33 protein-coding genes and 1 tRNA gene are annotated in these 24,603 nt (G+C 59.0%); 14 read left to right on the top strand and 20 right to left on the bottom strand.

Annotated elements, in window-relative coordinates:
• The first annotated feature begins 132 nt into the window (after nucleotides 1-132).
• The 6 genes from ACQRAX_RS15885 to ACQRAX_RS15860 all read left to right on the top strand — a co-directional run bounded on the left by ACQRAX_RS15885 (nucleotide 133) and on the right by ACQRAX_RS15860 (nucleotide 3,747).
• Entirely contained in the window at nucleotides 133-909 is a 777-nt protein-coding gene (locus ACQRAX_RS15885; RefSeq protein ID WP_412039483.1) for a hypothetical protein, read from the top strand.
• Between the two features lie 206 nt (nucleotides 910-1,115).
• Complete coding sequence (locus tag ACQRAX_RS15880) at nucleotides 1,116-1,499, top strand: response regulator transcription factor (RefSeq protein ID WP_412039484.1); 384 nt, start codon at nucleotides 1,116-1,118, stop codon at nucleotides 1,497-1,499.
• Nucleotides 1,500-1,519: 20 nt separating this feature from the next.
• The gene (locus ACQRAX_RS15875) at nucleotides 1,520-1,789 is read left to right on the top strand and encodes a hypothetical protein (RefSeq protein ID WP_203585092.1); all 270 of its coding nucleotides are present in this window, start codon (nucleotides 1,520-1,522) and stop codon (nucleotides 1,787-1,789) included.
• Between the two features lie 226 nt (nucleotides 1,790-2,015).
• Nucleotides 2,016-2,474 (top strand): hypothetical protein, encoded by a 459-nt coding sequence (locus tag ACQRAX_RS15870; RefSeq protein ID WP_412039485.1) that lies wholly within the window; start codon nucleotides 2,016-2,018, stop codon nucleotides 2,472-2,474.
• 88 nt (nucleotides 2,475-2,562) lie between these two features.
• Nucleotides 2,563-2,910 (top strand): hypothetical protein, encoded by a 348-nt coding sequence (locus ACQRAX_RS15865; protein ID WP_028941592.1) that lies wholly within the window; start codon nucleotides 2,563-2,565, stop codon nucleotides 2,908-2,910.
• Nucleotides 2,911-2,931: 21 nt separating this feature from the next.
• Nucleotides 2,932-3,747, top strand: coding sequence for a DUF2303 family protein (locus ACQRAX_RS15860; RefSeq protein WP_412039486.1), 816 nt, complete (start codon nucleotides 2,932-2,934; stop codon nucleotides 3,745-3,747).
• Nucleotides 3,748-3,794: 47 nt separating this feature from the next.
• On the opposite strand, the gene ACQRAX_RS15855 is transcribed toward ACQRAX_RS15860, so the two are convergent.
• Nucleotides 3,795-4,319, bottom strand: coding sequence for a hypothetical protein (locus ACQRAX_RS15855; RefSeq protein ID WP_412039487.1), 525 nt, complete (start codon nucleotides 4,317-4,319; stop codon nucleotides 3,795-3,797).
• Between the two features lie 59 nt (nucleotides 4,320-4,378).
• Between ACQRAX_RS15855 and ACQRAX_RS15850 the strand changes: the two genes are divergently transcribed.
• Nucleotides 4,379-5,302 (top strand): DNA cytosine methyltransferase, encoded by a 924-nt coding sequence (locus ACQRAX_RS15850; RefSeq protein ID WP_412039488.1) that lies wholly within the window; start codon nucleotides 4,379-4,381, stop codon nucleotides 5,300-5,302.
• Here ACQRAX_RS15850 and ACQRAX_RS15845 read toward each other — a convergent pair whose 3' ends face one another.
• On the bottom strand, nucleotides 5,303-5,479 hold the full coding sequence (locus tag ACQRAX_RS15845; protein WP_280042054.1) for a hypothetical protein: 177 nt from the start codon (nucleotides 5,477-5,479) through the stop codon (nucleotides 5,303-5,305). It abuts the gene before it with no gap.
• Nucleotides 5,480-5,514: 35 nt separating this feature from the next.
• On the opposite strand from ACQRAX_RS15845, the gene ACQRAX_RS15840 reads away from it, so the two are divergent.
• Nucleotides 5,515-6,168 (top strand): hypothetical protein, encoded by a 654-nt coding sequence (locus ACQRAX_RS15840; RefSeq protein ID WP_412039489.1) that lies wholly within the window; start codon nucleotides 5,515-5,517, stop codon nucleotides 6,166-6,168.
• Between the two features lie 106 nt (nucleotides 6,169-6,274).
• Nucleotides 6,275-6,634 carry a hypothetical protein gene (locus tag ACQRAX_RS15835; protein WP_412039490.1) on the top strand — a complete coding sequence of 120 codons (360 nt, stop codon included), beginning with the start codon at nucleotides 6,275-6,277 and terminating at the stop codon, nucleotides 6,632-6,634.
• A 30-nt stretch (nucleotides 6,635-6,664) separates the two neighbouring features.
• On the opposite strand, the gene ACQRAX_RS15830 is transcribed toward ACQRAX_RS15835, so the two are convergent.
• The gene (locus ACQRAX_RS15830) at nucleotides 6,665-7,375 is read right to left on the bottom strand and encodes a hypothetical protein (RefSeq protein ID WP_412039491.1); all 711 of its coding nucleotides are present in this window, start codon (nucleotides 7,373-7,375) and stop codon (nucleotides 6,665-6,667) included.
• Between the two features lie 111 nt (nucleotides 7,376-7,486).
• On the opposite strand from ACQRAX_RS15830, the gene ACQRAX_RS15825 reads away from it, so the two are divergent.
• Nucleotides 7,487-7,699: a hypothetical protein gene (locus ACQRAX_RS15825; protein ID WP_412039492.1), complete on the top strand. Its 213-nt coding sequence runs from the start codon at nucleotides 7,487-7,489 to the stop codon at nucleotides 7,697-7,699.
• Nucleotides 7,699-8,805: a phage integrase Arm DNA-binding domain-containing protein gene (locus ACQRAX_RS15820; RefSeq protein ID WP_412039493.1), complete on the top strand. Its 1,107-nt coding sequence runs from the start codon at nucleotides 7,699-7,701 to the stop codon at nucleotides 8,803-8,805. The genes ACQRAX_RS15825 and ACQRAX_RS15820 overlap by 1 nt, the downstream gene beginning before the upstream one ends.
• Nucleotides 8,806-8,895: 90 nt before the next feature.
• On the opposite strand, the gene ACQRAX_RS15815 is transcribed toward ACQRAX_RS15820, so the two are convergent.
• The 9 genes from ACQRAX_RS15815 to thrS form a co-directional block, all read right to left on the bottom strand.
• Nucleotides 8,896-8,972: transfer RNA gene (locus ACQRAX_RS15815), tRNA-Pro, on the bottom strand.
• 106 nt (nucleotides 8,973-9,078) lie between these two features.
• Nucleotides 9,079-9,435 carry a MerR family transcriptional regulator gene (locus ACQRAX_RS15810; protein WP_010222411.1) on the bottom strand — a complete coding sequence of 119 codons (357 nt, stop codon included), beginning with the start codon at nucleotides 9,433-9,435 and terminating at the stop codon, nucleotides 9,079-9,081.
• Nucleotides 9,416-9,718, bottom strand: coding sequence for an integration host factor subunit alpha (gene ihfA, locus ACQRAX_RS15805; protein WP_412039494.1), 303 nt, complete (start codon nucleotides 9,716-9,718; stop codon nucleotides 9,416-9,418). The genes ACQRAX_RS15810 and ihfA overlap by 20 nt, the downstream gene beginning before the upstream one ends.
• A 3-nt stretch (nucleotides 9,719-9,721) precedes the next feature.
• Nucleotides 9,722-12,097 (bottom strand): phenylalanine--tRNA ligase subunit beta, encoded by a 2,376-nt coding sequence (pheT, locus tag ACQRAX_RS15800; protein ID WP_412039495.1) that lies wholly within the window; start codon nucleotides 12,095-12,097, stop codon nucleotides 9,722-9,724.
• Nucleotides 12,098-12,133: 36 nt separating this feature from the next.
• A complete protein-coding gene (pheS, locus tag ACQRAX_RS15795) occupies nucleotides 12,134-13,150 on the bottom strand; it encodes a phenylalanine--tRNA ligase subunit alpha (RefSeq protein ID WP_045184202.1) in 1,017 nt (338 codons plus the stop codon).
• Nucleotides 13,151-13,254: 104 nt separating this feature from the next.
• Entirely contained in the window at nucleotides 13,255-13,611 is a 357-nt protein-coding gene (gene rplT / locus ACQRAX_RS15790; protein ID WP_045184205.1) for a 50S ribosomal protein L20, read from the bottom strand.
• Nucleotides 13,612-13,640: 29 nt separating this feature from the next.
• Entirely contained in the window at nucleotides 13,641-13,835 is a 195-nt protein-coding gene (gene rpmI / locus ACQRAX_RS15785) for a 50S ribosomal protein L35 (protein ID WP_197874860.1), read from the bottom strand.
• A gap of 60 nt (nucleotides 13,836-13,895) precedes the next feature.
• Nucleotides 13,896-14,447, bottom strand: coding sequence for a translation initiation factor IF-3 (infC, locus tag ACQRAX_RS15780; RefSeq protein WP_177327787.1), 552 nt, complete (start codon nucleotides 14,445-14,447; stop codon nucleotides 13,896-13,898).
• Complete coding sequence (gene thrS, locus ACQRAX_RS15775) at nucleotides 14,447-16,369, bottom strand: threonine--tRNA ligase (protein ID WP_045184218.1); 1,923 nt, start codon at nucleotides 16,367-16,369, stop codon at nucleotides 14,447-14,449. Before thrS ends, infC begins: the two co-directional genes overlap by 1 nt.
• Before the next feature lie 383 nt (nucleotides 16,370-16,752).
• Here thrS and ACQRAX_RS15770 point away from each other — a divergent pair, with 383 nt between their 5' ends.
• Together ACQRAX_RS15770 and ACQRAX_RS15765 are read left to right on the top strand one after the other, a co-directional pair.
• On the top strand, nucleotides 16,753-17,052 hold the full coding sequence (locus tag ACQRAX_RS15770; protein ID WP_412039496.1) for a hypothetical protein: 300 nt from the start codon (nucleotides 16,753-16,755) through the stop codon (nucleotides 17,050-17,052).
• Between the two features lie 159 nt (nucleotides 17,053-17,211).
• Complete coding sequence (locus ACQRAX_RS15765) at nucleotides 17,212-17,424, top strand: cold-shock protein (protein ID WP_003179963.1); 213 nt, start codon at nucleotides 17,212-17,214, stop codon at nucleotides 17,422-17,424.
• Between the two features lie 96 nt (nucleotides 17,425-17,520).
• On the opposite strand, the gene ACQRAX_RS15760 is transcribed toward ACQRAX_RS15765, so the two are convergent.
• Both ACQRAX_RS15760 and ACQRAX_RS15755 read right to left on the bottom strand, forming a co-directional pair.
• Nucleotides 17,521-17,832, bottom strand: a complete 312-nt coding sequence (locus ACQRAX_RS15760) for an I78 family peptidase inhibitor (protein ID WP_412039497.1) — start codon at nucleotides 17,830-17,832, stop codon at nucleotides 17,521-17,523.
• 144 nt (nucleotides 17,833-17,976) lie between these two features.
• Nucleotides 17,977-18,279, bottom strand: a complete 303-nt coding sequence (locus tag ACQRAX_RS15755) for a hypothetical protein (RefSeq protein ID WP_412039498.1) — start codon at nucleotides 18,277-18,279, stop codon at nucleotides 17,977-17,979.
• A 190-nt stretch (nucleotides 18,280-18,469) separates the two neighbouring features.
• On the opposite strand from ACQRAX_RS15755, the gene ACQRAX_RS15750 reads away from it, so the two are divergent.
• Entirely contained in the window at nucleotides 18,470-18,676 is a 207-nt protein-coding gene (locus tag ACQRAX_RS15750; protein WP_412039499.1) for a hypothetical protein, read from the top strand.
• Here the strand turns inward: ACQRAX_RS15750 and ACQRAX_RS15745 are convergent.
• From ACQRAX_RS15745 to ACQRAX_RS15720, 6 genes are all read right to left on the bottom strand, one after another.
• Nucleotides 18,648-19,622, bottom strand: a complete 975-nt coding sequence (locus ACQRAX_RS15745; RefSeq protein ID WP_412039500.1) for a nucleoside hydrolase — start codon at nucleotides 19,620-19,622, stop codon at nucleotides 18,648-18,650. The genes ACQRAX_RS15750 and ACQRAX_RS15745 overlap by 29 nt on opposite strands.
• A gap of 78 nt (nucleotides 19,623-19,700) precedes the next feature.
• On the bottom strand, nucleotides 19,701-20,105 hold the full coding sequence (rbsD, locus tag ACQRAX_RS15740) for a D-ribose pyranase (protein ID WP_412039501.1): 405 nt from the start codon (nucleotides 20,103-20,105) through the stop codon (nucleotides 19,701-19,703).
• A complete protein-coding gene (gene rbsK, locus ACQRAX_RS15735; RefSeq protein ID WP_412039502.1) occupies nucleotides 20,102-21,010 on the bottom strand; it encodes a ribokinase in 909 nt (302 codons plus the stop codon). The genes rbsD and rbsK overlap by 4 nt, the downstream gene beginning before the upstream one ends.
• A gap of 13 nt (nucleotides 21,011-21,023) precedes the next feature.
• Nucleotides 21,024-22,046 carry a LacI family DNA-binding transcriptional regulator gene (locus ACQRAX_RS15730; RefSeq protein ID WP_412039503.1) on the bottom strand — a complete coding sequence of 341 codons (1,023 nt, stop codon included), beginning with the start codon at nucleotides 22,044-22,046 and terminating at the stop codon, nucleotides 21,024-21,026.
• A gap of 3 nt (nucleotides 22,047-22,049) precedes the next feature.
• Entirely contained in the window at nucleotides 22,050-23,042 is a 993-nt protein-coding gene (locus ACQRAX_RS15725) for an ABC transporter permease (protein ID WP_412039504.1), read from the bottom strand.
• Nucleotides 23,039-24,589 (bottom strand): sugar ABC transporter ATP-binding protein, encoded by a 1,551-nt coding sequence (locus tag ACQRAX_RS15720; RefSeq protein ID WP_412039505.1) that lies wholly within the window; start codon nucleotides 24,587-24,589, stop codon nucleotides 23,039-23,041. The genes ACQRAX_RS15725 and ACQRAX_RS15720 overlap by 4 nt, the downstream gene beginning before the upstream one ends.
• Between the last annotated feature and the right edge of the window lie 14 nt (nucleotides 24,590-24,603).

The raw sequence follows: 24,603 nt of genomic DNA, 5'->3' as shown, positions 1-24,603 counted from the left end.
AGCGTAAAGCGCCAAGAACAGTTATCCGGCGGACCAGGGTCGCGGTCGGAGAGAAAGAAACATCAGATTTCACTGGCTGGCCTTGGTGACAGGGCCAGACGGGAAATCACCCGATCAAGCACGGAGCACCACATGAGCGAGCAAACCCTTCAAGCGCTCCTCGCCGAGCGCGTAAGCGCATACGCCCAATCCGATCGCCCTCGCGAGCTGATCGACGAAGGTATCGAGAAGCTGTTCAAAGAAGTTGTGAATGATGCATTCCGCTCCTACGGCGACTTTGGCGGGGCTATCAAAGAAGCGGTGAAGGCCGCGCTGCCGGCCAACGTATCCGATGTTTTCGAGCTTCAACGCTACAACGCTCTGGTGGCCAATGCCCTGCGCGAGCGCTGGGAGGCAGCCGCCGTGCACTCGACCATCATCGAGCAGGCAGAAAAATCCATCGCCGAAGTGCTAGACGGCAAAGGCCTGATCACTGGCGAAGTGTCGCTCTATAAGCTGCTCACAGAGTTCATCAACGACCACAAAGACAAGGCCGCCGAAGAACAGTGGGAGCGCCCCGAAATCCGCATCGAAGAGGGCGATAGCTACGGCACCGGCATCAAGTTCCTGCACATCTACTTCGATGAAGAGCCAGAGGATCGGGTCAGCAGCCACCGCCGCCGTGAGAACTACTCGTTGAAGCACAGCATGCACGTGAAGATCACAGGCCAGCGCGATGCGGCAAACCACTGGCGCAAGTGCGACGAGTTCGGCGAGGTCTATTCGGCCAAGCTCGACGACAAGAAAGTGGCCATCAACATGTCGATCCGTTCTGACTGGGAGCGCATGTTGGCGTCCCTGTACTTCGGTAACGCCATTCTGGTGATCGACTGTGACCCGGATGACCTGAGCTACGGCCTGTACGACTGAACAACCAGCGCCACGTCAGCCTGACGTTAACTGCCCGATCACCTGGTTCCCCATCACCAGGCTGCATCGGAGTGTGATCTGAAGCCAAGTCTCGGGCAGTGGTCGTGCCAACAGGCAGTCTTGAGGGCTGCCCCTTCCACCCAATGCCGGTTGAGCACCGGCCAGATCACCCCCCCCCATGCAGCCAACACCCGAGGTTACTCATCATGGAAACGATCACCAGCGGCTCATGGAAGGGCTTCCTCGGGCGCGGCCTGGCCCCGCGTGAACTTGAAGCACTCCTTGCGGTAGCTCAGGGCATGACAGCCAAAGAGATTGCCCGCCTGATGCAGATCACGCCAGGCACCGTGGCCAACCGCATCGAAAACGCGATGTACAAGCTTGGCGTTCACCGTCGTGCCGCCCTGGTCGCCGAAGCCATGAAGCGCCAGATCATCAGCCCTATGTGTTTCGTGCTTGCCGGGTTGATGGCTATGCACGCCGTCGTGGGCGACACCGACCCGATGCGCCGTGATCGCCGCGTGCCTGAGCGACGTATTGCCCAGGTACGAATCATCCGCAAGGCCGAATCGTTCGACCTGCACGCCTGATCCCAACTGAGGAAGACACCATGCAGACAGCAATGCACCCTGCTTTCCAGCAGAAGATTGCCGTGCTCGCGGCCCTGCTCGAGCGCAGCAAGGCAGTAAGAGCCGAGGCGCGCACCAAGATCGGCGATTCGGCCCCGCGCTTCCAGGCTGCCAACAAGGGCAGCACCTGGGATGTGATCGAGATCGCCAGCGGCGAGAAGAAGGGCCACGCCTACAGCTATCACGCGGCAATGCAGTTTGTGGATGTGATGGAGGCAGCTGCAACGCGCAAGCTGGTCGGGCGGCAATGATCGGCGGCCCTATCCCAGACCCGCGCATCCAAGTGCTTGAGCAGCTGAATGCGAGCATCGACAAGTTCTTCGCCACCGGCGGCCAAGCCACTGAAGTCGAAGGCTACCAGCGCACTCCCCCGCCAGCACGATCCGCAAAGATCGACCCCGAAACCATCCTGAAGCGTCGGCGCCGCCGGCCAAGCACCACAGAGCGTGCTGTTCTGCGGAAGCTTGCGGAGGACCTATGAGCAAGCGCAAACCGCACAACATGCGGGCCCGGATGGAGCGTGCTTGCCGGGCGCTGCTGGGCACCAACCATGCGGCCGTGGTGAACATCGATCCCAGCGGCCAGCAGTGCCTGGTCAACTGGAAGAACTGCAGCCGCATCCGCAGTCGCCAGATCGTCGACGCGGTGTGCGATATCCCGCACCGCTGGACCATCTACCTGAGCGTGATGTGCCAGAAGGCCAATGGCGAACAGTACTGCAAGTCCATCGAGGTCGCGCCCCAGGGCAACTACCTGGCCGCGCACCTAACAGACGTGATCGAAGCGACCTATACGGACCTGCGCGCTCAATGCAACCAGCAGCATGTTTCAGCCTCGGGCTGGATCGCTATTCCTAGCGAACTGACGCTCGACGAGACGCAGGCTGCCCGGATCTTCGAAGCCGTGGGCGCCTGGAACCAACAGATAGCAGCATGAAGCGAATTTCTAATCGCGTCCGGCATGGCCGGCGCCAGCAGCACATCACATTGCCGCCGAGCGGCATCCTGCCCACGGAGAAGAAGCTATGCCAACCCCAACCAATACAGCCGAGTTCCTTGAGGAGCTGAACGGCGGAGCGTTCGCCAGCCAGATCGGCCACGCCATTTCCGAAGTCGCTGGCGGCGTCGTTGACTTCGACAAGGCCGGGAAAGTGGTTATCACGCTGGACTTCAGCCGTATCGGTGAGTCCAGCCAAGTAAAGATCAAGCACAAGCTCGACTACAAGGTGCCGACCAAGCGCGGCACACGCAGTGAGAACACCAGCCTGGATACGCCCATGCATGTCGGCACCGGCGGGCAGGTCACTCTGTTTCAGGAGAAGTGCGATCAGCTCTTCAGTCGAGACGAAGCCCCTATCACCCCCCGCACCTAACTCTCCATCAAGGAAAAGCGCATGTCCCTCAGCAAAGAAGCCCTCGAACTTATCCAAGAAAACACCATCGCCGCAGTTGGCCGCGAACTGCCCGCCCTGGGCCAGGTGGCTATTGTCCCGCAGAACTTCAACGTCGTGGATCTGGAGCGCTACCAGGAAGGCCGCAACCGCTTCCGTGGCACTTACTCCACCCACTCGCTGGCGGACTACAGCGCCTATGTGGTCGAGCGTGCGGCGCCAGCAGCTCGCGGTTTCATCGATCAGGACAACATGAGCTGCATCGTGCTGTTCAACATCGGCACCCCGGATGAACCAGGCCACGCTGATGACCGTGCCGTGCTGCGCCTGAAGGCCTCGGCCGCCTTCGCTGCTGTGCAGGCCGTATGCGGGCAGAGCCTGAACCAGAAAGCCATGAGCGACTGGATCGAAGACTGGCATCAGCACCTGGTAGCCACCGCCGAAGATGGCACCTGCATGTCGATCGCGAAAGCAATCGCCGCAGTACGCACCATAACCGTGAAGGCCTCGTCGGAGAGCGATCACGCCGTTGGCGAGACCCGCGCCAGCCGGAGCACCATGGACCAGATCGAAGCCAGCAGCAAAGAAACCCTGCCGGCCTGGCTGGACTTCAAGGTCATTCCGTTCGAAGGCCTGGGCGAGCAGGTGATCCGCCTGCGGGTATCAGTCATCACCGGCGGCGCGCAGCCTGTGCTGAAACTGCGCTGGATCGGCGAGGAAGCCCAGCGCGAAGAAATCGCCCAAGAGTTCAAAATAGTCCTCGGCGCCAAGATTGAAATTGCCGCTAAGCTGACTTTGGGCATATTCGACGCGAAGTAACAATTTGGGCGGTTCTTTTTTGCTGAGAACCGCCCGCCGTAACAAAGTCAATCTTGTCCAATCCTAACCGTGTTTAGTTCATTTACCACTGTGCGACTGGGCTCCATGTAAGGGCTGAAAATTTGAATTTTGGACGGTGCACAAGTAGCTGGCGTGGAGTTAAGCGCCATCACTGCTGCCACCATACTACCTATCGACGCAAGCGCCGCAACGATAGCGACGAAGACCGCCGCCCCGGCATTCTTGTTGCAAAAGTCCAAGGCTTTATCCAGTAGTTTCATAGCGCCACGCCTACACCCTTCCTCTGTCAGGAAAAATGCAAGTCCCTGACGGTCATGCCGCACAAGACATTTTGATTCAAGCTCCTTCATAAGCGGAAGGTACAAAGAAGAGGTCCTCAGCCCCTCCACTACCCTCAGCTCCGGCATATCCTTAAGAAACATCGCCTCTCCACCGATAGAAAATGCACACTCGTCAATGTTTCGTATTCCATGGCCAAACTTAGTCACATACCGCTTATAAAGAAGACCGAGCAATTTTTCTTCCATACCCTTTTTAATATGCTCGGACACAAAGACACCTCCAACAGTTAAAAAGTTTAATCATACCAGTAGTTTCTTGGGGGCACTTCATGACCACAGCAATCGACCTGTTCGCCGGGCTCGGCGGATGGAGCGCCGGCGCGCGCGCCGCAGGCGTCCAGGTTCTCTGGGCGGCCAACCATTGGCCTGAAGCCGTGAAGTGGCATTCGGCCAATCATCCGCATGCCGAGCACGTCTGTCAGGGCTTGCATCAGGCCAGGTGGGAGCTGGTACCAAAGCATGACCTGCTGCTGGCCTCTCCCTGCTGCCAGGGCCATTCGAAAGCCCGAGGCAAGAAGTCCGGCAACCCGCAGCACGATTCCTCTCGCTCGACAGCCTGGGCCGTCGTGTCGGCGCTGGAGTTCCACCAGCCTGAAGCCGGAGTGATCGAGAACGTTCAAGAGTTCATGGATTGGGCTCTATACCCGGCCTGGTTTGCCGCAGTGCAGGCCCTCGGCTACCAGGTCGCCCCGCATATCGTTGACTGTGCCGACTTGGGCGTACCGCAGCACCGCGTGCGGCTGTTCCTGGTCCTGACCCGAAGCAAGGCGCCCCTAATGCTCGAGCTGCACCGGCGCCAGCACGTACCGGCCGCCAGCTTCCTCGACTTCGACGCTGGCCGATGGTCGCCGGTCGAGAAGCCGGGCCGGGCCCAGGCCACGCTGAATCGCGTGCGCAATGGCCGGGAACGCTTCGGTGAGCGATTCATCATGCCCTACTACGGCAAAGGCTCGGGCACCACCGGGCGCGACATTAACCGTCCGATCGGCACTATCACCACACTGGACCGTTGGGCCCTGGTCGACGGCGACCGCATGCGGATGCTCAGCGCCAGCGAGGCCCTGGCCGCGATGTCATTCCCGCCTGACACCCTTCGCCCTGACAACCACCGGCTGACCATGCACATGGCTGGTAACGCAGTTCCACCACTGGCTGGTCAACGGGTGATCGAGGCCCTACTGCAAGCGGCCTAATCAACCCGTCTCGTCGATGTTTTTTGTGTGCAGGTTCTTCACGTCGAACTTATGAACGTGCGCAACAACATCACCATTTTCGTCGAATAGCACGTACTCGTGCTTTGAATCAGCCACGCGCACTGCGTTCTCGTACTCAACAGAACGCCCATCGTGGAACTCGATCTTCACGCCCATAGCGATCACTCCTATTGGAGGAATGACTATGGCACATGGACTTCAACCTTCAAGGTATCCCCATGCCCACAGAAAACCGATCCAGCAACACCGAACAGATGGTCAGCGAATTGCTGCCCTGCCCGTTCTGCGGACAGAAGCTTGAGCTTTCAAACCGCAAGTACAACCACTGGGCGCGGTGCGCTACAGATGGGTGCAAGGGCGGGCAACTACCGCTGTTGAATACCGAGCTTGCCGCAGACATCGTGAGCTGGAACACCCGCGCCCAGCACCAAGGCGATCCGGTTGCGGTCATGTACGCTGACGGCATGATGCTTACCAAGGCAGACTGCGGCCCGGCGTTTGAAACGGTTTGCAAGGTTGAGATCCCGCTCTACCTCCACCCACCAACCTCCGACGGCTTCAGCGCCGGTGACATGGCCGACCAGGGTGCCAAGGCGTTCAGGGATGGGCAACGGTCGATCGCTGAGCTTACCGATGATCTGCGCGAGATCCTGGGTCGCCCCAATTTCACCTGCCATTACATCGCGCAGGCGCTGCGTCAGATGGGCCGCACGATTGCCAAGAAGTCCGAAGACGAGCAGGCAACAGTGATCCACTGGATGCTGGGGCACTACCTGAAGTACGGCGCTGACTGGCGCCAGCACGCTTCGGACGAACTGAAAGCAGCCAGCCAAAACGCCGAATAGCTTAGGAGTACATTTGTACTCTTTCTGATTTAACCCCTCTCCCCTCTATTGAACAGCCGCTATATGGCGGCTTTGGAGAAGTCATGCCTGAAGAAAAGGTGATGCCATGAAGGCCCGCATCGAAAAGAAGCTGAGCAAGCGCTTGCTCGAGATTGCCCCTTCGCAATTCCACGGCGCATGGATCGACAAGGACGAGCCGAGCGAATTGGCCTACGAGCAGAACACCCGGGTCAGCCACGTTTGGAGCGTTGGCGGTGGTGTCGACTACTGGGGTGAAGGCTGCGATGCCTACACCGTTTGGAAAATCTGGAAGATGAACTGGTGCTGGCATGGCTCGTTCAAGGCCTACCCGGAAGGTCACCGGCTGGAAGGCTACCCAAACACTGATGGTTTCCGCGCCACCACCATCAATCTGCTGAGGCTGGCCGCTGATTGCGAATGCGCAAGAAAGGAGGCACGCCGATGACCCGCCTCGCCCTCTGCCTCCTGCTGCTGGTCACCAAGGTTTAAGAGGAGACTTACTCGTTTGGATCATCCACATGAGAAACTCTTTCCCTTTGGTGGTTAATGTATATCCCGCAGAGCCAGTCGACACCAAATTGTTAAAGGTAAGAAAATTCATGTAATTATCAAGAGTCCAGACATCGAGTTGCCCGTGAAATTTTGCCTTGTGAGAGTTCCACAAGCCTTCGAGCTCTAATCTTGGAGCTAAGTTAAAGGTTTTCTGATTAAGATAATTCAGAAGCTCAATCTGACCACCATAAATACCAATGTAGAGAGTTTCGAAATCGTATAGGACTCGACAGAAAGCCAATCTCTCCTTCAGATATGGAAGCTGCTCTTCTCGTGAAAGCCCAGCAATTTCAGTATCCAAATTGCTGGCAGACACACTCAATGTGTACGGAAAGGCCACAGGAGGTAATGGTATACCTTTTAATCCTGAGACTGGTTGCTCCGCCACCTCGTCAACCCCAGCACCCAATACGGCCTTAGCCGAAGCGTCCAAGGGGACAGGTGGATGAATAAACTCCACCGGGCCAACTTTGTTCAGCCGGGATATCGCCGTTGAAAGCTCATCCTTGAACTTATAAACAATAATAACTGTAATAACCAGAACGGCGTGAGGCCATGCAAATCCTGTCCATACCCCTTGAACAGTAGAAGAAAAAACCTCCCAAAACATTACCCAAAAACCTTTGCCATCCATTTTCTTATCCTTGTTAAACCAATAGGGTTTCCGTAGAAATTGAGCATGCATGATAGCGGAATGCCTCTACACCAGACATCACCAGCCGCTATGCGCAGCGTGGAGACAATCATGAAGAAAGAACTGATCAAGATCAGTGTGTTCCAGCGACGAAAATGGGGTGAGAACGGCACCCCGCTGTGTGCACAGGCCATCCGCAATTACCTGCGCGATCGCAAACTGCCTGGCGAGCGTATCGGCAACATCTGGTACGTTGACTGGGCCGCCTACCAGCGGACCACCGGTAATACACTGGTCGACATGGTGCTGAAAGGAGCTGCGTAATGGTTCCTCGACCAAGGAACAAGGCCAACAAAGGCCTGCCCCAGAACCTCTACTTCGATGCTCGCCGGGGCACTTACCGCTACCGGCGCCCAACGGATGGCAAGTGGTTTCAGTTCGGCAATGATCGCTGCAAAGCTATCGACGCTGCCTCGCAACTGAATACTGCTTTCCTGCGCGGCGGTGACTTGGTGGCCGCAGTCCTGGGCGAAACATCGATCACCATCGCCGAATTCCTGGTCACATACGAGCGGGACGTACTCCCCCCGCGGGAACTGGCAAAGGCCACGCTGGATCTGTACGCAGTCAGGTTCAAGCAGATCAGGGCTGCGCTCGGTGAGCGCCCCGTGGACCAGATCACCATCCGGATGGTTGCCGAGTTCCTCGAGCCACTGACCGCCCGCGCCAGCAACCAGGCTCGGGCAATCCTCATTGACGTGTTCAACCACGCTGCGGCGAAGGGCCTGTGCCCGGACAACCCAGCGGCCAGCACCATCCCCAAGATCGAGAAGAAGCAGCGCAAGCGACACACCGTCGAAGGTCTCAAGGCCATCCGCGAGAAGTCCCCGCGCTGGCTACAGAACGCGATCGACCTGGCACTGATCACCGCACAGCGCCGCGGCGACATCCTCAACATGAAGTTCGAAGACGCGCGAGAAGGGTTCTTGTACGTGGTCCAGAGCAAGACCGAGAAGGCATCGGACGCGGGTTGGCTGAAAATCAAGATCACCGACCAGCTGGGCGAAGTGCTGACCAGGTGCCGGGACGACATCCTGTCGCCGTATCTGGTGCACCGCCGGCCGGAACGAAAGAAGAAACGCGAAGGAAAGGATCACTGGACGAAAGTGGACGAGAGGTTTCTCACCCGTGCCTTCAAGGATGCGAGGGATGCCGCCGGCTGCTACAACGACCTCAAAGAGGAAGAGATGCCGGGGTTTCATGAAGTGCGCGCCCTATCGCTTCACCTGTACAAACGAGCAGGCAAAGACGGACAGAAGATCGCCGGGCATGCTACCGAAGGCATGACCAGGAACTACCAGAAAGGGCACGAAGATGTGGTGTGGTCCGAGGTCGAGGCTGACCTGGATATCGGCGATTTCGCCGGGTAGTTTTGCGCGAGTTTTGCGCATGTTTTGCGCGGGCACAAAAAAGCCGGTTCAGATAACCGGCTTAACTGCCTGATTTTACTCAGTAAATAATGGTCGGGACGGAGTGATTCGAACACTCGACCCCTTGCACCCCATGCAAGTGCGCTACCGGGCTGCGCTACGCCCCGACTGGGCTTGAAGCATGTTCCCCTAGTTACTGAGAACGTTGAAGAATGTACCCTAACCTTTTGAATTTTGGAAGCATTTTTTCCAAAATTCCCGGCCCGATACGGGCTACTTCTTCAGCACCACCAACACATCTTCCAACTCGACAATCATCTGCCGAATCAGCTGTTTGTACTGGGTGGTGTCGTCCTTGGCTTCATCGCCAGAGAGGCGCAAACGCGCCCCGCCGATGGTGAAGCCCTGGTCGTACAGCAGCGCGCGGATCTGGCGGATCATCAGCACGTCTTGGCGCTGGTAATACCGCCGGTTACCGCGGCGCTTCACCGGGTTGAGTTGGGGGAATTCCTGCTCCCAGTAGCGAAGCACATGCGGTTTTACCGCACAAAGCTCACTCACTTCACCAATGGTGAAGTAGCGTTTGCCTGGAATCGGCGGAAGCTCGTCGTTATGACTTGGTTCCAGCATAGGCCTCAACTCGGGCTTTCAACTTCTGCCCTGGACGAAAGGTGACGACTCGACGCGCCGTGATCGGGATCTCTTCCCCTGTTTTGGGGTTGCGGCCCGGCCGCTGGCGTTTGTCACGCAGGTCAAAATTGCCGAATCCGGACAATTTGACCTGCTCGTTGCCTTCTAGAGCGTGCCTGATTTCCTCAAAGAACAGTTCAACCAATTCCTTGGCTTCACGTTTGTTCAGGCCCAGCTCCTCGTACAGCCGTTCGGCCATCTCAGCTTTCGTCAGAGCACCCATACGCTATTTCCTTAACGTGGTGTTCAACCTTTGTTCGAGCGAGGTGAGGATGTTTTGCGTTGCAGTATTCACCTCTTCATCGTTAAGAGTGCGCGATGGATGCTGCCAGGTCAAGCCAACGGCCAGGCTTTTTCTATCAGGATCAATGCCTTTACCCTGATAAACATCAAACAGCCTGAGGTCCGTGAGCCATTCGCCTGCATTGTCACGAATTACTTCAAGCACCGAGCTCGAAGCAACATCACGTCCTGCTACCAAGGCCAGGTCACGACGCACTTCCGGGAATTTCGACAGTTCGCTGAACTTTGGCAGGCGGCCATCGGCCACTTCACCCAGTACCAGCTCAAAGACGAACACCGGACGGTCGAGGCCGAGGGTCTTGGCCAGCTCTGGGTGGATGGCACCCAGGTAGCCGACTTCGCGACCATCACGCTCGATGCGTGCGGTTTGGCCCGGGTGCAGCGCCGGGTGTTGGCCCGATACGAAGCTGAACTCGGCCAGGGAGCCGGAGAAGCCCAGCACCGCCTCTACGTCAGCTTTGACGTCGAAGAAGTCGATGGTGTCGCGACCGTTTGCCCAGCCTTCTGGCAGGCGGCTGCCGCAAACGACACCGGCGAGCATTGGCTCTTGCTTGAGGTCGCCCAGCTGGCCGACGAAGCGCAGGCCGCTTTCGAACATGCGCACGCGGTCTTGCTGACGGTTGAGGTTGTGTTGCAACGACTTGACCAGGCCAGGCCACAGGGAGGCACGCATGGCCGCCATGTCGCTGGAGATCGGGTTGGCCAACAGCAGCGGCTCGACGCCAGGGGTGAACAGTTCGAACAGTTTCGGGTCGATGAAGCTGTAGGTGATCGCTTCCTGATAGCCACGGGCAACCAGCAGACGGCGCAGGGCCGGCAGTTCGCCACGGGCTTCGGCCTTGGCCTGTGGGGCCAGGCGCGCTTGCGGGTAACGTACCGGCAGGCGGTTGTAGCCGTACAGGCGGGCCAGTTCTTCGATCAGGTCAACTTCCAGGCTGATGTCGAAGCGGTGGCTAGGTACTTCGACCTGCCACTGCCCTTCCCCAGTGGTGGTTTTCAGGCCCAGGCCGTTGAGCAGTTGCTCGACTTCGGCGCTGGCCATTTCCATGCCCAGCATCTGGGTAAGGCGCTCGGCGCGCAGGGTGATCGGTGCAACCTCCGGCAGGTGCGCTTCGCTGGTGACGTCGACCACAGGACCGGCTTCGCCACCAACGATGTCCAGCAACAGGCCAGTGGCGCGCTCAATGGCTTCGCGGGCCAGCTGCGAGTCAACGCCACGCTCATAGCGGTGCGAGGCATCGGTGTGCAGGCCGTAGGAACGGGCCTTGCCAGCCACCGAGATTGGCTCGAAGAAGGCGCTTTCGAGGAAGATGTCGCGGGTGCCAGCAGCTACGCCGCTGTGCTCGCCACCCATCACGCCGGCAATGGCCAGGGCGCGGGAGTGGTCGGCGATCACCAGGGTGTCGGGGCGCAGGGTAACTTCCTGGCCGTCGAGCAGAACGAGCTTCTCGCCCTCCTCGGCCATGCGCACGCGGATACCGCCGTTGATCTCGGCGAGATCGAAGGCGTGCATCGGCTGGCCCAGTTCGAGCATCACGTAGTTGGTGATGTCGACGGCAGCGTCGATGCTGCGCACGTCGGAGCGACGCAGGCGCTCAACCATCCACAGTGGCGTTGGGCGCGACAGGTCGACGTTACGGATAACGCGGCCCAGGTAGCGTGGGCAGGCCGCTGGGGCCAGCACTTCAACCGGACGCACTTCGTCGTGGGCAGCAGCAACGGCCGGCACCGCCAGGCGGGTCACCGGTACGTCGTACAGGGCACCGACGTCACGCGCAAGGCCAGCCACCGACAGGCAGTCGCCACGGTTCGGGGTCAGGCCGATTTCGATGCTGGCGTCGTCCAGGTCCAGGTACACGCGAATATCTTCGCCAACCGGGGCGTCGGCAGCCAGCTCGAGCAGGCCGTCGTTTTCTTCGCTGATCTGCAGCTCGGCCGCCGAGCACAGCATGCCGTTGGACTCAACGCCACGCAGCTTGGCTTTCTTGATTTTGAAGTCGCCCGGCAGTTCGGCGCCGATCATCGCGAACGGGATCTTCAGGCCAGGGCGCACGTTGGGCGCGCCGCACACTACCTGGAACGTCTCGCTGCCGTTGCTGACCTGGCACACGCGCAGTTTGTCGGCGTCGGGGTGCTGTTCGGTGCTCAGCACCTCACCGACGACGATGCCGCTGAATTGACCCGCTGCTGGCGTTACGCTGTCGACTTCAAGGCCGGCCATCGAAAGACGGGCAACCAGATCGTCTCGGGATACCTGCGGGTTGACCCAACCGCGCAGCCATTTTTCACTGAATTTCATCCTGCTCTCCTGAAAGATTCGTTACGGGTGCGCGACCTAGCGAAATTGCGCAAGGAACCGCAAGTCGTTGTCGAAGAACAGGCGCAAATCGTTGACGCCGTAACGCAGCATGGCCAGGCGCTCGGCGCCCATGCCGAAGGCAAAGCCCTGGAACTCTTCAGGGTCGATGCCCGACATGCGCAGCACGTTCGGGTGAACCATGCCGCAACCCATGACTTCCAGCCAGCCGGTCTGTTTGCACACACGGCAACCTTTGCCGGTACAGATCACGCACTGGATGTCGACTTCAGCCGATGGCTCGGTGAAGGGGAAGAAGGACGGACGGAACCGTACCGCCAGTTCCTTTTCGAAGAACACCCGCAGGAATTCTTCGATGGTGCCTTTGAGGTCGGCAAAATTGATGTCGCGATCGATCAGCAGGCCTTCGACCTGGTGAAACATCGGCGAGTGGGTCAAGTCCGAGTCGCAGCGATAAACGCGGCCCGGGCACACAATGCGGATTGGCGGCTGGCTGGACTCCATGGTCCGCACTTGCACAGGCGAGGTGTGAGTGCGCAGCAGCATGTTTGCATTGAAGTAGAAGGTGTCATGCATTGCCCGTGCCGGGTGGTGGCCGGGAATGTTGAGGGCTTCGAAGTTGTGGTAGTCGTCTTCGACCTCAGGGCCTTCGGCAATGCCGTAGCCGATATGGGTGAAAAACTGCTCGATGCGCTCCAGGGTGCGGGTGATCGGATGCAGACCACCGGAGGTCTGGCCACGGCCCGGCAAGGTCACATCAATGCACTCGGCCGCCAGACGGGCGCTGAGTTCGGCTTCTTCGAAGGCCGCCTTGCGCGCGTTAAGCACCTCGGTGACGCGTTCCTTGGCGTCGTTGATCAGCGCGCCAACTTTTGGCCGCTCTTCGGCAGGCAGGTTGCCCAGGGTCTTCATCACCTGAGTCAGTTCGCCTTTCTTGCCAAGGAATTGAACCCGGATCTGTTCCAGGGCATTGATGTCTTCAGCGCGTTCCACGGCCTCCAGGGCTTGGGAGACCAGCGCGTCCAGGTTTTCCATGTACAGACTCCAGATACGAAATAGGGGAAGAGCGCAGGCTCTTCCCCTATTAAGACGTTTAACACCTGGCGCCGGAAATGACGCCAAGTGATTGTCGGGGGTACTTAAGCCAGCGTGGCTTTAGCTTTCTCGACAATCGCAGCAAACGCCGCTTTTTCGTTCACTGCCAGATCAGCCAGAACCTTACGGTCGATTTCGATCGACGCTTTTTTCAGGCCAGCGATCAGGCGGCTGTAGGACAGACCGTTGACGCGAGCACCAGCGTTGATACGAGCGATCCACAGAGCGCGGAACTGACGTTTTTTCTGACGACGGTCGCGGTAGGCGTATTGGCCTGCCTTGATGACCGCTTGCTTGGCAACACGGAATACGCGCGAGCGTGCACCGTAGTAGCCTTTAGCCAGTTTCAGAATTTTCTTGTGACGCTTACGAGCGATGACGCCACGCTTTACACGAGCCATGAGTAACTTCCTCTATCTAGAACCAAAAATTAACGAAGGCGCAGCATGCGCTCGACTTTTGCCACGTCCGACGCGTGCAGCATGCTGCTACCGCGAAGTTGACGCTTACGCTTGGTCGACATTTTGGTCAGGATGTGGCTCTTAAAAGCGTGCTTGTGCTTGATGCCGTTAGCAGTTTTCAAGAAACGCTTGGCTGCACCGCTTTTGGTTTTCATCTTTGGCATGTTCGGATACTCCGCATTCAGTTGATAAACATAACCGCAAGGCCTGCCGTGCCCTGGTGGTTATTTCTTTTTCTTGGGGGCGATGACCATCAAAAGCTGGCGTCCTTCCATCTTAGGATGCTGTTCGACGGTTCCGTATTCGGCGAGATCAGCTTCGATCCGCTTCAACAGTTCCATACCCAGCTCCTGGTGGGCCATCTCACGACCACGGAATCTCAGAGAGATTTTGGTCTTGTCCCCATCACTAAGGAAACGTACCAGGTTGCGTAGTTTTACCTGGTAATCCCCTTCCTCCGTCCCTGGACGAAACTTGATTTCTTTGATCTGGATGATCTTCTGGTTCTTCTTCGCCGCAGCCTGCTGCTTTTTCTTCTCGAACAGGCTCTTGCCGTAGTCCAAGACTTTGCAGACAGGGGGTACGGCGTCAGCAGAAATTTCTACCAGATCCAGCTTCGCTTCTTCAGCGATACGAAGCGCTTCTTCAATCGAGACGATGCCCAACTGCTCGCCGTCAGCGCCAATTAACCGAACCTCACGTGCCGAGATATTCTCGTTGATTGGGGCCTTCGGTGCAGCTCGTTTATCGTTTCTCATTTCACGCTTAATAGTAATTACTCCGAATCTTGGCGACCACGCCGGGAAACCGCTTGCGCGAGCAAGTCCGCGAACTGGGCGACGGGCATCGAGCCCAGGTCTACACCTTCGCGGGTACGCACAGCGACAGTTTGCGTTTCGACTTCCCGATCCCCGATAACCAGGAGATAAGGAACCTTGAGCAAGGTATGCTCGCGGATCTTAAAGCCAATTTTCTCATTTCTCAAGTCGGACTTGGCACGGAAACCGCTTTCGGCCAGAGTTTTTTCCACTTGCTGAGCAAATTCAGCCTGTTTGTCGGTGATATTCATGATCACCGCCTGGGTTGGCGCCAGCCAGGCCGGGAACGCACCTTCGTAGTGCTCGATCAGAATTCCGACGAAACGCTCGAACGAACCGAGGATTGCACGGTGCAGCATCACGGGGTGCTTGCGGCCGTTATCTTCGGAGACGAATTCTGCGCCCAGGCGGATCGGCAGGTTGAAGTCGAGCTGCAGGGTACCACACTGCCAGACGCGACCCAGGCAATCCTTGAGCGAGAACTCGATCTTCGGACCGTAGAAGGCGCCCTCGCCCGGCTGCAGGTCGTACGGCAGGCCAGCGCTGTCGAGTGCGGCAGCCAGTGCGGCTTCGGCGCGATCCCACAGCTCATCGGAACCCACACGCTTTTCAGGGCGAGTGGACAGCTTCATTACCACGTCGGTAAAGCCGAAGTCGGCGTAGACGTCCATGGTCAGCTTGATGAAAGCGGCGGATTCGGACTGCATCTGCTCTTCGGTGCAGAAGATGTGCGCGTCGTCCTGAGTAAAGCCACGTACACGCATGATGCCGTGCAGCGCACCCGACGGCTCGTTACGGTGGCAAGCACCGAACTCAGCCAGACGCAGCGGCAGCTCGCGGTAGCTCTTCAGGCCTTGGTTGAACACCTGCACGTGGCATGGGCAGTTCATTGGCTTGATGGCGTAGTCGCGGTTTTCCGACTGGGTGGTGAACATGTTGTCGGCGTAGTTGGCCCAGTGGCCCGACTTCTCCCACAGCGAACGGTCAACAACCTGAGGGGTCTTGATCTCCTGGTAGCCGTTGTCACGCTGCACCTTGCGCATGTACTGCTCGAGCACTTGGTACAGGGTCCAGCCGTTGGGGTGCCAGAACACCATGCCCGGCGCTTCTTCCTGGAGGTGGAACAGGCCCAGGCGCTTGCCGATTTTACGGTGGTCGCGTTTTTCCGCTTCTTCGATGCGCTGAATGTAAGCCGCCAGCTGCTTTTTGTCGGCCCAGGCGGTGCCGTAGACGCGCTGCAGCTGCTCGTTTTTAGCATCGCCGCGCCAGTAGGCGCCGGACAGCTTGGTGAGCTTGAAGGATTTCAGGAAGCGAGTGTTCGGCACGTGCGGACCGCGGCACATGTCGACGTATTCTTCGTGGTAGTACAGGCCCATGGCCTGTTCATCCGGCATGTCTTCGACCAGGCGCAGCTTGTAGTCTTCGCCACGGGCCTTGAACACTTCGATCACCTCGGCGCGCGGGGTGACCTTTTTGATGACGTCGTAGTCCTTTTCGATCAGCTGCTGCATGCGCTGCTCGATGGCCGCCATGTCATCAGGGGTGAAAGGACGCTCGAAGGCGATGTCGTAATAGAAGCCTTCGTCAATGACCGGACCGATGACCATTTTTGCGGTCGGGTACAGCTGTTTGACCGCGTGGCCGACCAGGTGGGCGCACGAGTGACGGATGATCTCCAGCCCCTCTTCGTCCTTGGGCGTGATGATTTGCAGGCGAGCGTCGTGTTCGATCAGGTCGCAGGCGTCGACCAGCTTGCCGTCGACTTTACCGGCGACGGTGGCCTTGGCCAGGCCGGCACCAATGGATGCGGCGACTTCAGCTACGGATACGGCGTGGTCGAAAGAACGTTGACTGCCATCGGGAAGAGTAATAATGGGCATGGCGCCTCCTCTCCTAGTGGTGACCCCTACCAAAGGTCACGTGGGTTGGGATGAGCCAGTACGCGATCCGCCCCTGTCTTTGCCTAAAGCAAAGCCTGCCTCACAGTGGCAGAAGCCCGAAAGCCTGCCAGGGAACGAACCAGAGTGACTGGAATAGTAAAAGTAAGTGCTGAGCTGCAAGCCACTAGCTGCAAGAAAAGCTGGCGGCGAACTCAAGCCAAGCATGCTAGCACAAAGCTTTGCGGCGATTGCGGGCAGATTGACCGAGAGGGCAGAAAAATTCGGAAATTGCGCCGCTGGGGTGAACTTGCGTGGTTTTTTTCCGCTCAGAGTGGGTGAAGCGTCCTACTCTTGTGAGACTCGACCCCAAGGAGTGTTTGGTTATGCGACTTCAGTCTCTTCTGGCCCTGGCAGCTGCTTCTGCCCTGATGCTGCCGCTTGGTGCACACGCCGGCAAGCTGCCCCCCGAATACCAGTCCACCTGTGTTGCGCAAGCGCAACAGCAGAACCCAAAGATGGCAAAGACCACGGCCGAAGAGCACTGCGGTTGTGCAGGTAAAGTGCTCGAAAAGGAGTTCAGTGATGCCGAAATCAAGGATCTGGACAGCGCAGATGGCATCGATGCGAACACAATGAAGCGCGCACAAGAAAAGGTTAGAGCGGCCTGCGCCCCGAAAAAATAGGCCTTTGGCCGGGTTATCCATCGCTATTTTGCTCCAGATCAGCAATCTGCGAAGGTAAAAGGGGCTACAAGCCCATAATTAGACTATGATGTCTTGGTGCAACCTGTTGGCCTCGGCAACACCGCACTACTGAAAATCATGTTTCTTGGAGATACACCCATGTCTAATCGCCAAACCGGCACCGTAAAATGGTTCAACGATGAGAAAGGCTTCGGCTTCATCACTCCACAAGGTGGCGGCGACGACCTGTTCGTTCACTTCAAGGCTATCGAATCCGACGGTTTCAAAAGCCTGAAGGAAGGCCAGACTGTCTCCTTCGTTGCCGAAAAAGGCCAGAAGGGCATGCAGGCTGCACAAGTTCGTCCAGAGTAAGCTCTGACCGAATAAAAAAACCCGTCCATGTGACGGGTTTTTTTGTGCCTGCTTTTTGGCTTTTCTCAGTACCCGTGGGACTGATGCGCCCAAGGATCAGCCACAGTTGACGCGGGTGACTACCCCCTGAGCATCGGTGTTGATATTCAAGCGCTCGGAGCGGTACTCCAGGGTCACCACATCACGCGGGCCAAGGGCACGGGCCATTTGTGCACCGCTGGCCTTGCGCGCCTGCTCGACCAGCGCCGGAGTGATCTGCTTGCCGACGGCGAACTCAGCCCCGCGGGCCTCGCAACGACCATCGTTGTTCGCCGCTGCCTCTGGCGCCGTCGACGACGAACCACCCGTGTTGCTGCAACCGGCCAGAACGGCGACCGCCAATAGGCTCATCAATGATGCACGGAACATGAATCCTCCTTTGAATACGGGAATACTGCTGCCCATCGGACAGCCTCGCTGGTTTTTCGTTGCAAAACCCGTCAAGTCTGCCTGAGCCAGCGCACTCAGGTAAAAACCAATCGTCACGGGATTTTGCACAACAGCCAGTACAGCTCAGTACAGATCGATGTAGTCGCTCGAAGGTTTTGGCCAATTGGTCTTCAACACGTTGAACACCTGCAACACCCAACGCTCGTCCGCTGCCGCCTGTTCGCCAACGCAACCAGAACCGGCCGACCAGGTTTCCAGACGAAAGGCCAGGCCCTCCAATTCACGCCCGCCGACCACTTGCGACAACCAGGCGACACCACCACGATTGACCCGCAATTGGTTGTGCACGGCATTGCTGCCAGCCGCGAGCAAGGCACGCACTGCCTCAAGGGTGAATTGTTCTGGGTTGTTCAAATCGATCTGCACAGCACTGTTCCAACAAACTGGAAACCGTTAGTTTGCCACGACCCCTGCCCTTATGCCTAAGTCGCAGTGCCCTGGCCGCCATCGACATGATTTACTGCAGCCTTGGGCGGAGCGCAATCAGGCCTCCCCTTCAAACGCCAGGGCCCGGCATTTGAACCCACAGCGCGCGCAGTTTTATCCGGAATAGTTTATGACCAGCCACATCATCGATGCCGACATCAAGGTCAAGTGGCCCGAAGGCCAAAGTGCCTACAGCCCTGCCAGCGCCGAAGAATTGATACTGATTGCCGTCGACCTGCTGGTCAAAGACCTTGGCTACGAGGCTGCACGCAGCTTTGTCGCCCAGGTCTTCGAACACCACAAGCAGGCTACTTCAGACGCGCAAGCCGCGCACTGAGCAGGTCGAAAAAGCCCTGGGCATCGCCACTGTCGATCCACATGACGTTGCTTGGCTGTTCCTGGGTGTTGTACCAGTCAGCAATGGTCTGGCCATAGGTCGGGCCTTCACGACTGTCGACCTGCATGTTGATCTGCCGCCCGCTGAACAGCTCGGGCTTGAGCAGATAGGCGATGACGCTGGCGTCATGCACCGGGCCTCCCGGCATGCCGTAATGTTCCATGTCAGCTTTGACATAGGCATTGAGGATATCCACCACCAACTTGCTGGCCTGATTGTCCACCGCTGCCAACTGCTTGAGCCGCGCTTCGCTGGTGAGCACCTTGTGGGTGACATCCAGTGGCAGGTAAGTGAGTTTTACGCCGCTGCTGAGCACCACTTCGGCGGCTTCAGGGTCGGCATAGAGGTTGAACTCGGCCACCGGGGTGATGTTGCCGCCATTGAAATGAGCGCCGCCCATGACCACCACTTCCTTGATGCCCTGGGTGATTTCCGGTGCCTGGATCATGGCCAAAGCGAGGTTGGTCTGCGGGCCGAGCATGGCCACAGTAATACTGTGCGGCTCAGCCTTGCTCAGGGTATCGATCAGGTACTGTACGGCATTGCCTTTGGCCAGGCCTTGCTTGGGTTCATGCACCGGGACACCCGGCAAGCCCTCCTCGCCATGGATATTCGCCGCGTAGATCGGCGTGCGTAGCAACGGCTTGGGCGCACCGGCGTACACTGGAATGTCTTCGCGCCCGCCCCACTCTCTGGCCAGACGCGCATTACGCGAGGTCTTGTCCAGACGCACGTTGCCAGCTACCGCGGTGATGGCGCGAATCTTCAGTTCATCCGGTGAGGCCATGGCCAACAGCAACGCCACGACATCGTCGGCACCCGGGTCGGTATCGATGATCAGGTCGATCGGGGCGGCCTGAGCGACACCCGCCGAGAGCAGAGACATAAAAAAAATTCCTTGAAGCAAACGTTTGGCAGGTTGAATCAATTCAATCATCGGACACGTCCTTGTTGAGGCAAGAATCTAGAAAGTGACGCCAGCGATCAAGGCAATATTGCTGTAGGGCTGGCACTCACCGGTGCGCACCACCGCGCGGGCGCCACGGCTGAGCTGTTTGAACTCGGCATGGCTGAGCTGATTGCGCGAACCGAGCTGGCCGTGGGCAAAACTTTGTTCGATGGCGGTCAGGCCAGGAGGATTGGCTTTGAAAATTTCCTCGGCAAGCACATGGCTTTCCACCTGCATCTCGCTCAGCACAGTACGCAGTACGCTGGCAAAGTCGGGGATCCCAGGGGTGAGCGCCAGATCGATCAGCTCGACGCTTGGCGGTACCGGCAAGCCGGCGTCGCCGATCACCAGGATGTCGCCATGGCCCAAGGAGGCAATGACCCGAGACAAGGCGATATTGAGCAAGGGCGTCTTCTTCATGGCTGCAGCTCGGCCAGATAAGGAATCGACGGTTGCGCGCCAGCACGCGTGACCGACAGGGCCGCGGCGCGCTGGCCGAAGGCGATTGCCTCGCCCTCCTCCATGCCCCGCGCCAGCGCGGCAGCGAAACCACCCACAAAGGTATCACCAGCAGCCGTGGTATCGACCGGCTGGACCACTGGCGCCGGGAAGTGACGCACGCCTTGGGCACTGGCAAACAATGCGCCTTGTGCACCAAGGGTGACAATCACGTTGTTAACGCCGAGGCTGCGCAGGTGACTGGCGGCAACCTCGGCACTGGTCAAGTCAATCACCGGAAAACCCGTCAGCGCCTGCGCTTCGCTTTCATTGGGGATCAGGTAGTCGATGGCGCTGTACCAATTCAGCGGCAATGGCCCGGTGCACGGCGCCGGGTTGAGGATCACCGTCTTGCCCAAGGCACGACCACGTTCCAGGGTATGGGCCACCGTCTGCGGCGGCACTTCCAGCTGGCAGATAATCACCTCGGCGCCCTGCAGCAAGGCATCAAACGCCTGAACCGACTCTGGCAGCAACTGACCGTTGCCACCGGGAATGATAACGATGGAATTCTGGCTGCTGGCATCGACCACGATCAGTGCCAACCCGCTCGAGACCCCCGGGCACACCGCCACTCCCTGGCAGTCGATCTGTTCGTCCAGCAAGGCCTGGCGCATTTGCTGACCATAGGCATCGTCGCCAACGTTGCCGATCATCGCCACCGGCGCGCCGAGCCGCGCGGCAGCCACTGCCTGGTTAGCACCCTTGCCGCCCGGCACCGTGGCAAACGACTCACCCGCCAAGGTCTCGCCGGCACGCGGCAGGCGCTGGGCGCGGGCGACCAGATCCATGTTGAGACTTCCTACCACTACAACCTTGGCTTGCATGTGTGTGTCGCTCTTAGCGGTAATCATTGAAAAGATCGGGTCGTGGCGCGGTGGACTCGCGCAGGACGATTTTCGGCGCGACAATGCGTTGTTCCGGCGCACCGCGCAGGGGCTGAGCGATACGTGACAGCAACAATGCTGCGGCACTCTCACCCAGTTCGCGAATAGACTGACCGACCGTGGTCAGCGCCGGGAACACATAACGGCTGAGCTGAATGTCATCGAAACCAATCACCGACAGTTCGCCAGGTACACAGATATTGCGCTCGGCAGCAGCACGTAACACACCAATACCGATCATATCGTTGCCGGCGAAAATCGCTGTCGGGCGCTGCCCTTCGAGCATCTGCGCGGCAGCGGCGTAACCGCCAAGGCTGGTGAAATCGCTGGTGGTGATACGCTCGTCGGCCACCGTCAACTGCGCCTCGCGCAACGCCCGCTGAAAACCGGCCAGGCGCAGCTGGGCGACGCTGGTGCTGGCCGGGCCGCCGATGTAAGCGATGTCCTGGTGACCCAGTTCGAGCAAATGCCGGGTCGCCAGGTAAGCGCCCAGCTCATGGTCAATGCGCACCAGGTCCGCTTCAACGCCTTCCAGGGCGCGGTCGACGATGACCATCGGCGTGCGCACATTGGCCAGGCTGCCCTGCAGGTCGCTGTCCTCACCTACCGAAGCGACAATCAAGCCATCGATGCGCTTTTCCAGCAGCACGCGCAAATAGCTGCGCTGCTTTTGCGGGTTGTCGTCGGAGTTACACAGGATCACGCAGTAGCCGTTGCGCTCGCAGGCATCCTCGATACCCCGCGCCAGCTCGGCGAAGTACGGGTTGACGCTGTTGGGCACCAGCAGGCCAATGGTGGCGGTGCTCCGTGCCTTCAGCGAGCGCGCCACGGCGCTTGGCACATAGTCGAGCTCTACAATGGCCGCCTCGACTTTCAGGCGCACTTGCTCGCTGACCGGACGGGTCTTGTTCAGTACATGCGACACGGTGGTGTAGGAAATACCCGCCAGTGCCGCGACATCTTTGATCGTTGCCATTGTTCAGTTCCGCCGACTTGCACGTCGGCTACGGTAGGTGTCGAGGATCACAGCGATGACAATCACCGCCCCGGTAATAATGCGTTTGGTCGGTTCCGATGCGCCGATCTGGGCCAGGCCTGCGGCTAGCACGGAGATGATCAGTACGCCGAAGAAGGTGCTGATCACCGAACCGCGCCCGCCCATCAAGCTGGTGCCGCCGATCACCACAGCGGCGATAACTTGCAGCTCAAGGCCGGAGCCGGCATTGGGGTCAGCGGCCTCCAGGCGGGAAATCTGGAACAGCGCCGCCAGGCCGGCCAGCAGCCCCATCAGCGAGAACACCAGGATCTTGTACGGGCGCGGGTCGATACCGGCCAGGCGCACCGCTTCTTCGTTGGTGCCGATGCCGATCAGGTAGCGACCGAACACGGTGCGAGTCAGCACCAATTGGGCGAGGATGATCACCAGCAGCGCGATGATGAACGACGGCGATACGCCAAATGCCAACGGGTTGGACAGCCAGGCAAAGGCATCACCGATGTAGGCGGTGCGCGAATCGGTCAACTGATAGGCCAGGCCGCGGGCCATCTCCAGTACACCGAGGGAGACAATGAACGATGGAATGCGCCAGGCCACGGTAATCGAACCGGTGATGCTCCCGGCCAGCGCTGCCACACCCATACCGAGCAAGGCCGCTGGTAGCACACTCCAGCCCCAGCCGAGCATCGCCACACTGACCGCAGACGCGGCCAGGGCCAGCACCGAACCGACCGACAGGTCGATGCCGCCGATGATCAGCACGAAGGTCATGCCCACCGCCAACACCATCAGGTCGGGGATCTGGTTAGCCAGGGTGCTGAAGGTGCCGTAGGACAGGAAGTGGCTGCTCAAGAATGAGAACAGCACGATCATCGCCAGCAAGGCGCCGGCCAGGCCCAGGTAGGTGCCGAGGCCGAAATAGGTGGCGCTGCGCTTGGCGCTGGGGGCTGCAGTGTCCAATGGAGTGGTTTTCATGGGGTTGTCCTGGGGGCTGCTTCATGCAGCAACGCATCACGTTTCTGATAGCCAGCGAAGGCCGCGGCAAGTAATTGGTCCTGGCTCCAGTGCTCGCGCTCAAAGGTGTCGATCAAGCGTCCAGCACTGAGCACCGCGATGCGGTCACAGATCAGCATCAGTTCACGCAAGTCACTGGAGACCACCACCAGCGCCTTGCCCTGGCGCGCCAATTCGGCGAGCAGGCCGTAGATGTCGAACTTGGCGCCGACGTCGATACCGCGCGTGGGTTCATCGAACAGCAGCACCGCGCAATCACGCTCTAACCAACGGCCAATCACCACCTTCTGCTGATTGCCACCAGACAGCTCGCCGACCACCTGCTCGGGACTGGAACTGCGAATGCGCATGGCCGCGATCTGACGCTGAGCCAGCTCTCGTTCGGCGCTGCTGTCGAGCACACCCGCGTGGGAAATAGCCGGTAAGTTACCCAAGGCGATGTTGGCGCTGATCGATTGCGACAGCAGCAAGCCTTCACCCTTGCGGTCTTCGGTGATCAGCGCGATACCCTCACGCACGGCGGCCGACGGCGAATCAATCCGCACCGGCCGCGACGGATTGCCCAGCTCGATACTGCCGCTATCGGCTCGGTCCGCACCATAAATCAGCCGCAGCAACTCGGTACGACCAGCACCGATCAGCCCGGAGATACCGAAGATTTCGCCGCTGCGCACCTCGAAAGACACATCACGCACCTTGTCAGCTCGGCTCAGGCCATTGACCTTGAGGATCGGCGCGCCGATCTGACGCTGCCCCAAGTCAATGTGCTCAGCCAATTCGCGACCGACCATCAGGTTGACCAATTGCCCACTGCTGTAGCGCGCCATAGGCTCGACACACACCAGCTTGCCGTCGCGCAGTACGGCGATGCGCTGGGCGATACGCTTGAGTTCTTCCAGGCGGTGAGAGATGTACACGATGGCCACCCCGCGCTGCTGCAGACGATCGATCTGCGTAAACAGCAACTCGACCTCGCGCGCCGTGAGCATGGCCGTGGGCTCATCGAAAATCAGCACATGGCAGTCGCCAATCAGGTTGCGGGCGATTTCCACCATCTGCTGGTGACCGATGCCCAGCTCGCCGACTGGGGTGTCGGGGTCGATGGCTTCCAGGCCGACTTGCGCCATCGCCGCCTGGGCCAACTGGCGCAGGCGCTTGCGGCTGATCCAGCCAGCACGGCTGGGCAGGTTGTCGAGAAACAGGTTCTCGGCCACGGTCAGGGTCGGCAGCAGGTTGAGCTCCTGCATGACCATACGCACGCCAAGGCGCTCGGCAGCGGCGCGGCTGCCGGGCTGATACGACTGGCCCAGGTAGTGCATGTGCCCGGCGCTGGGCAGCTCAAGGCCACCAATGATTTTCGACAAGGTGCTCTTGCCCGCGCCATTTTCACCGGTCAAGGCCAAAACCTCACCGCGATGCAGACTCAGGTCAATATCGCCCAGCACCGGCTGGGCGTAAGTCTTGCCGATTGCACTGACTGAAAGTACGACATCCGCGGTCGCTGACATTGCTGTGCTCCTGG

The organism is Pseudomonas sp. UM16 (genome assembly GCF_050312595.1).
GTDB lineage: Bacteria > Pseudomonadota > Gammaproteobacteria > Pseudomonadales > Pseudomonadaceae > Aquipseudomonas.
The sequence above is the reverse complement of the archived record's forward strand: the minus strand, read 5'-3'. Positions and strand labels throughout refer to the sequence as shown.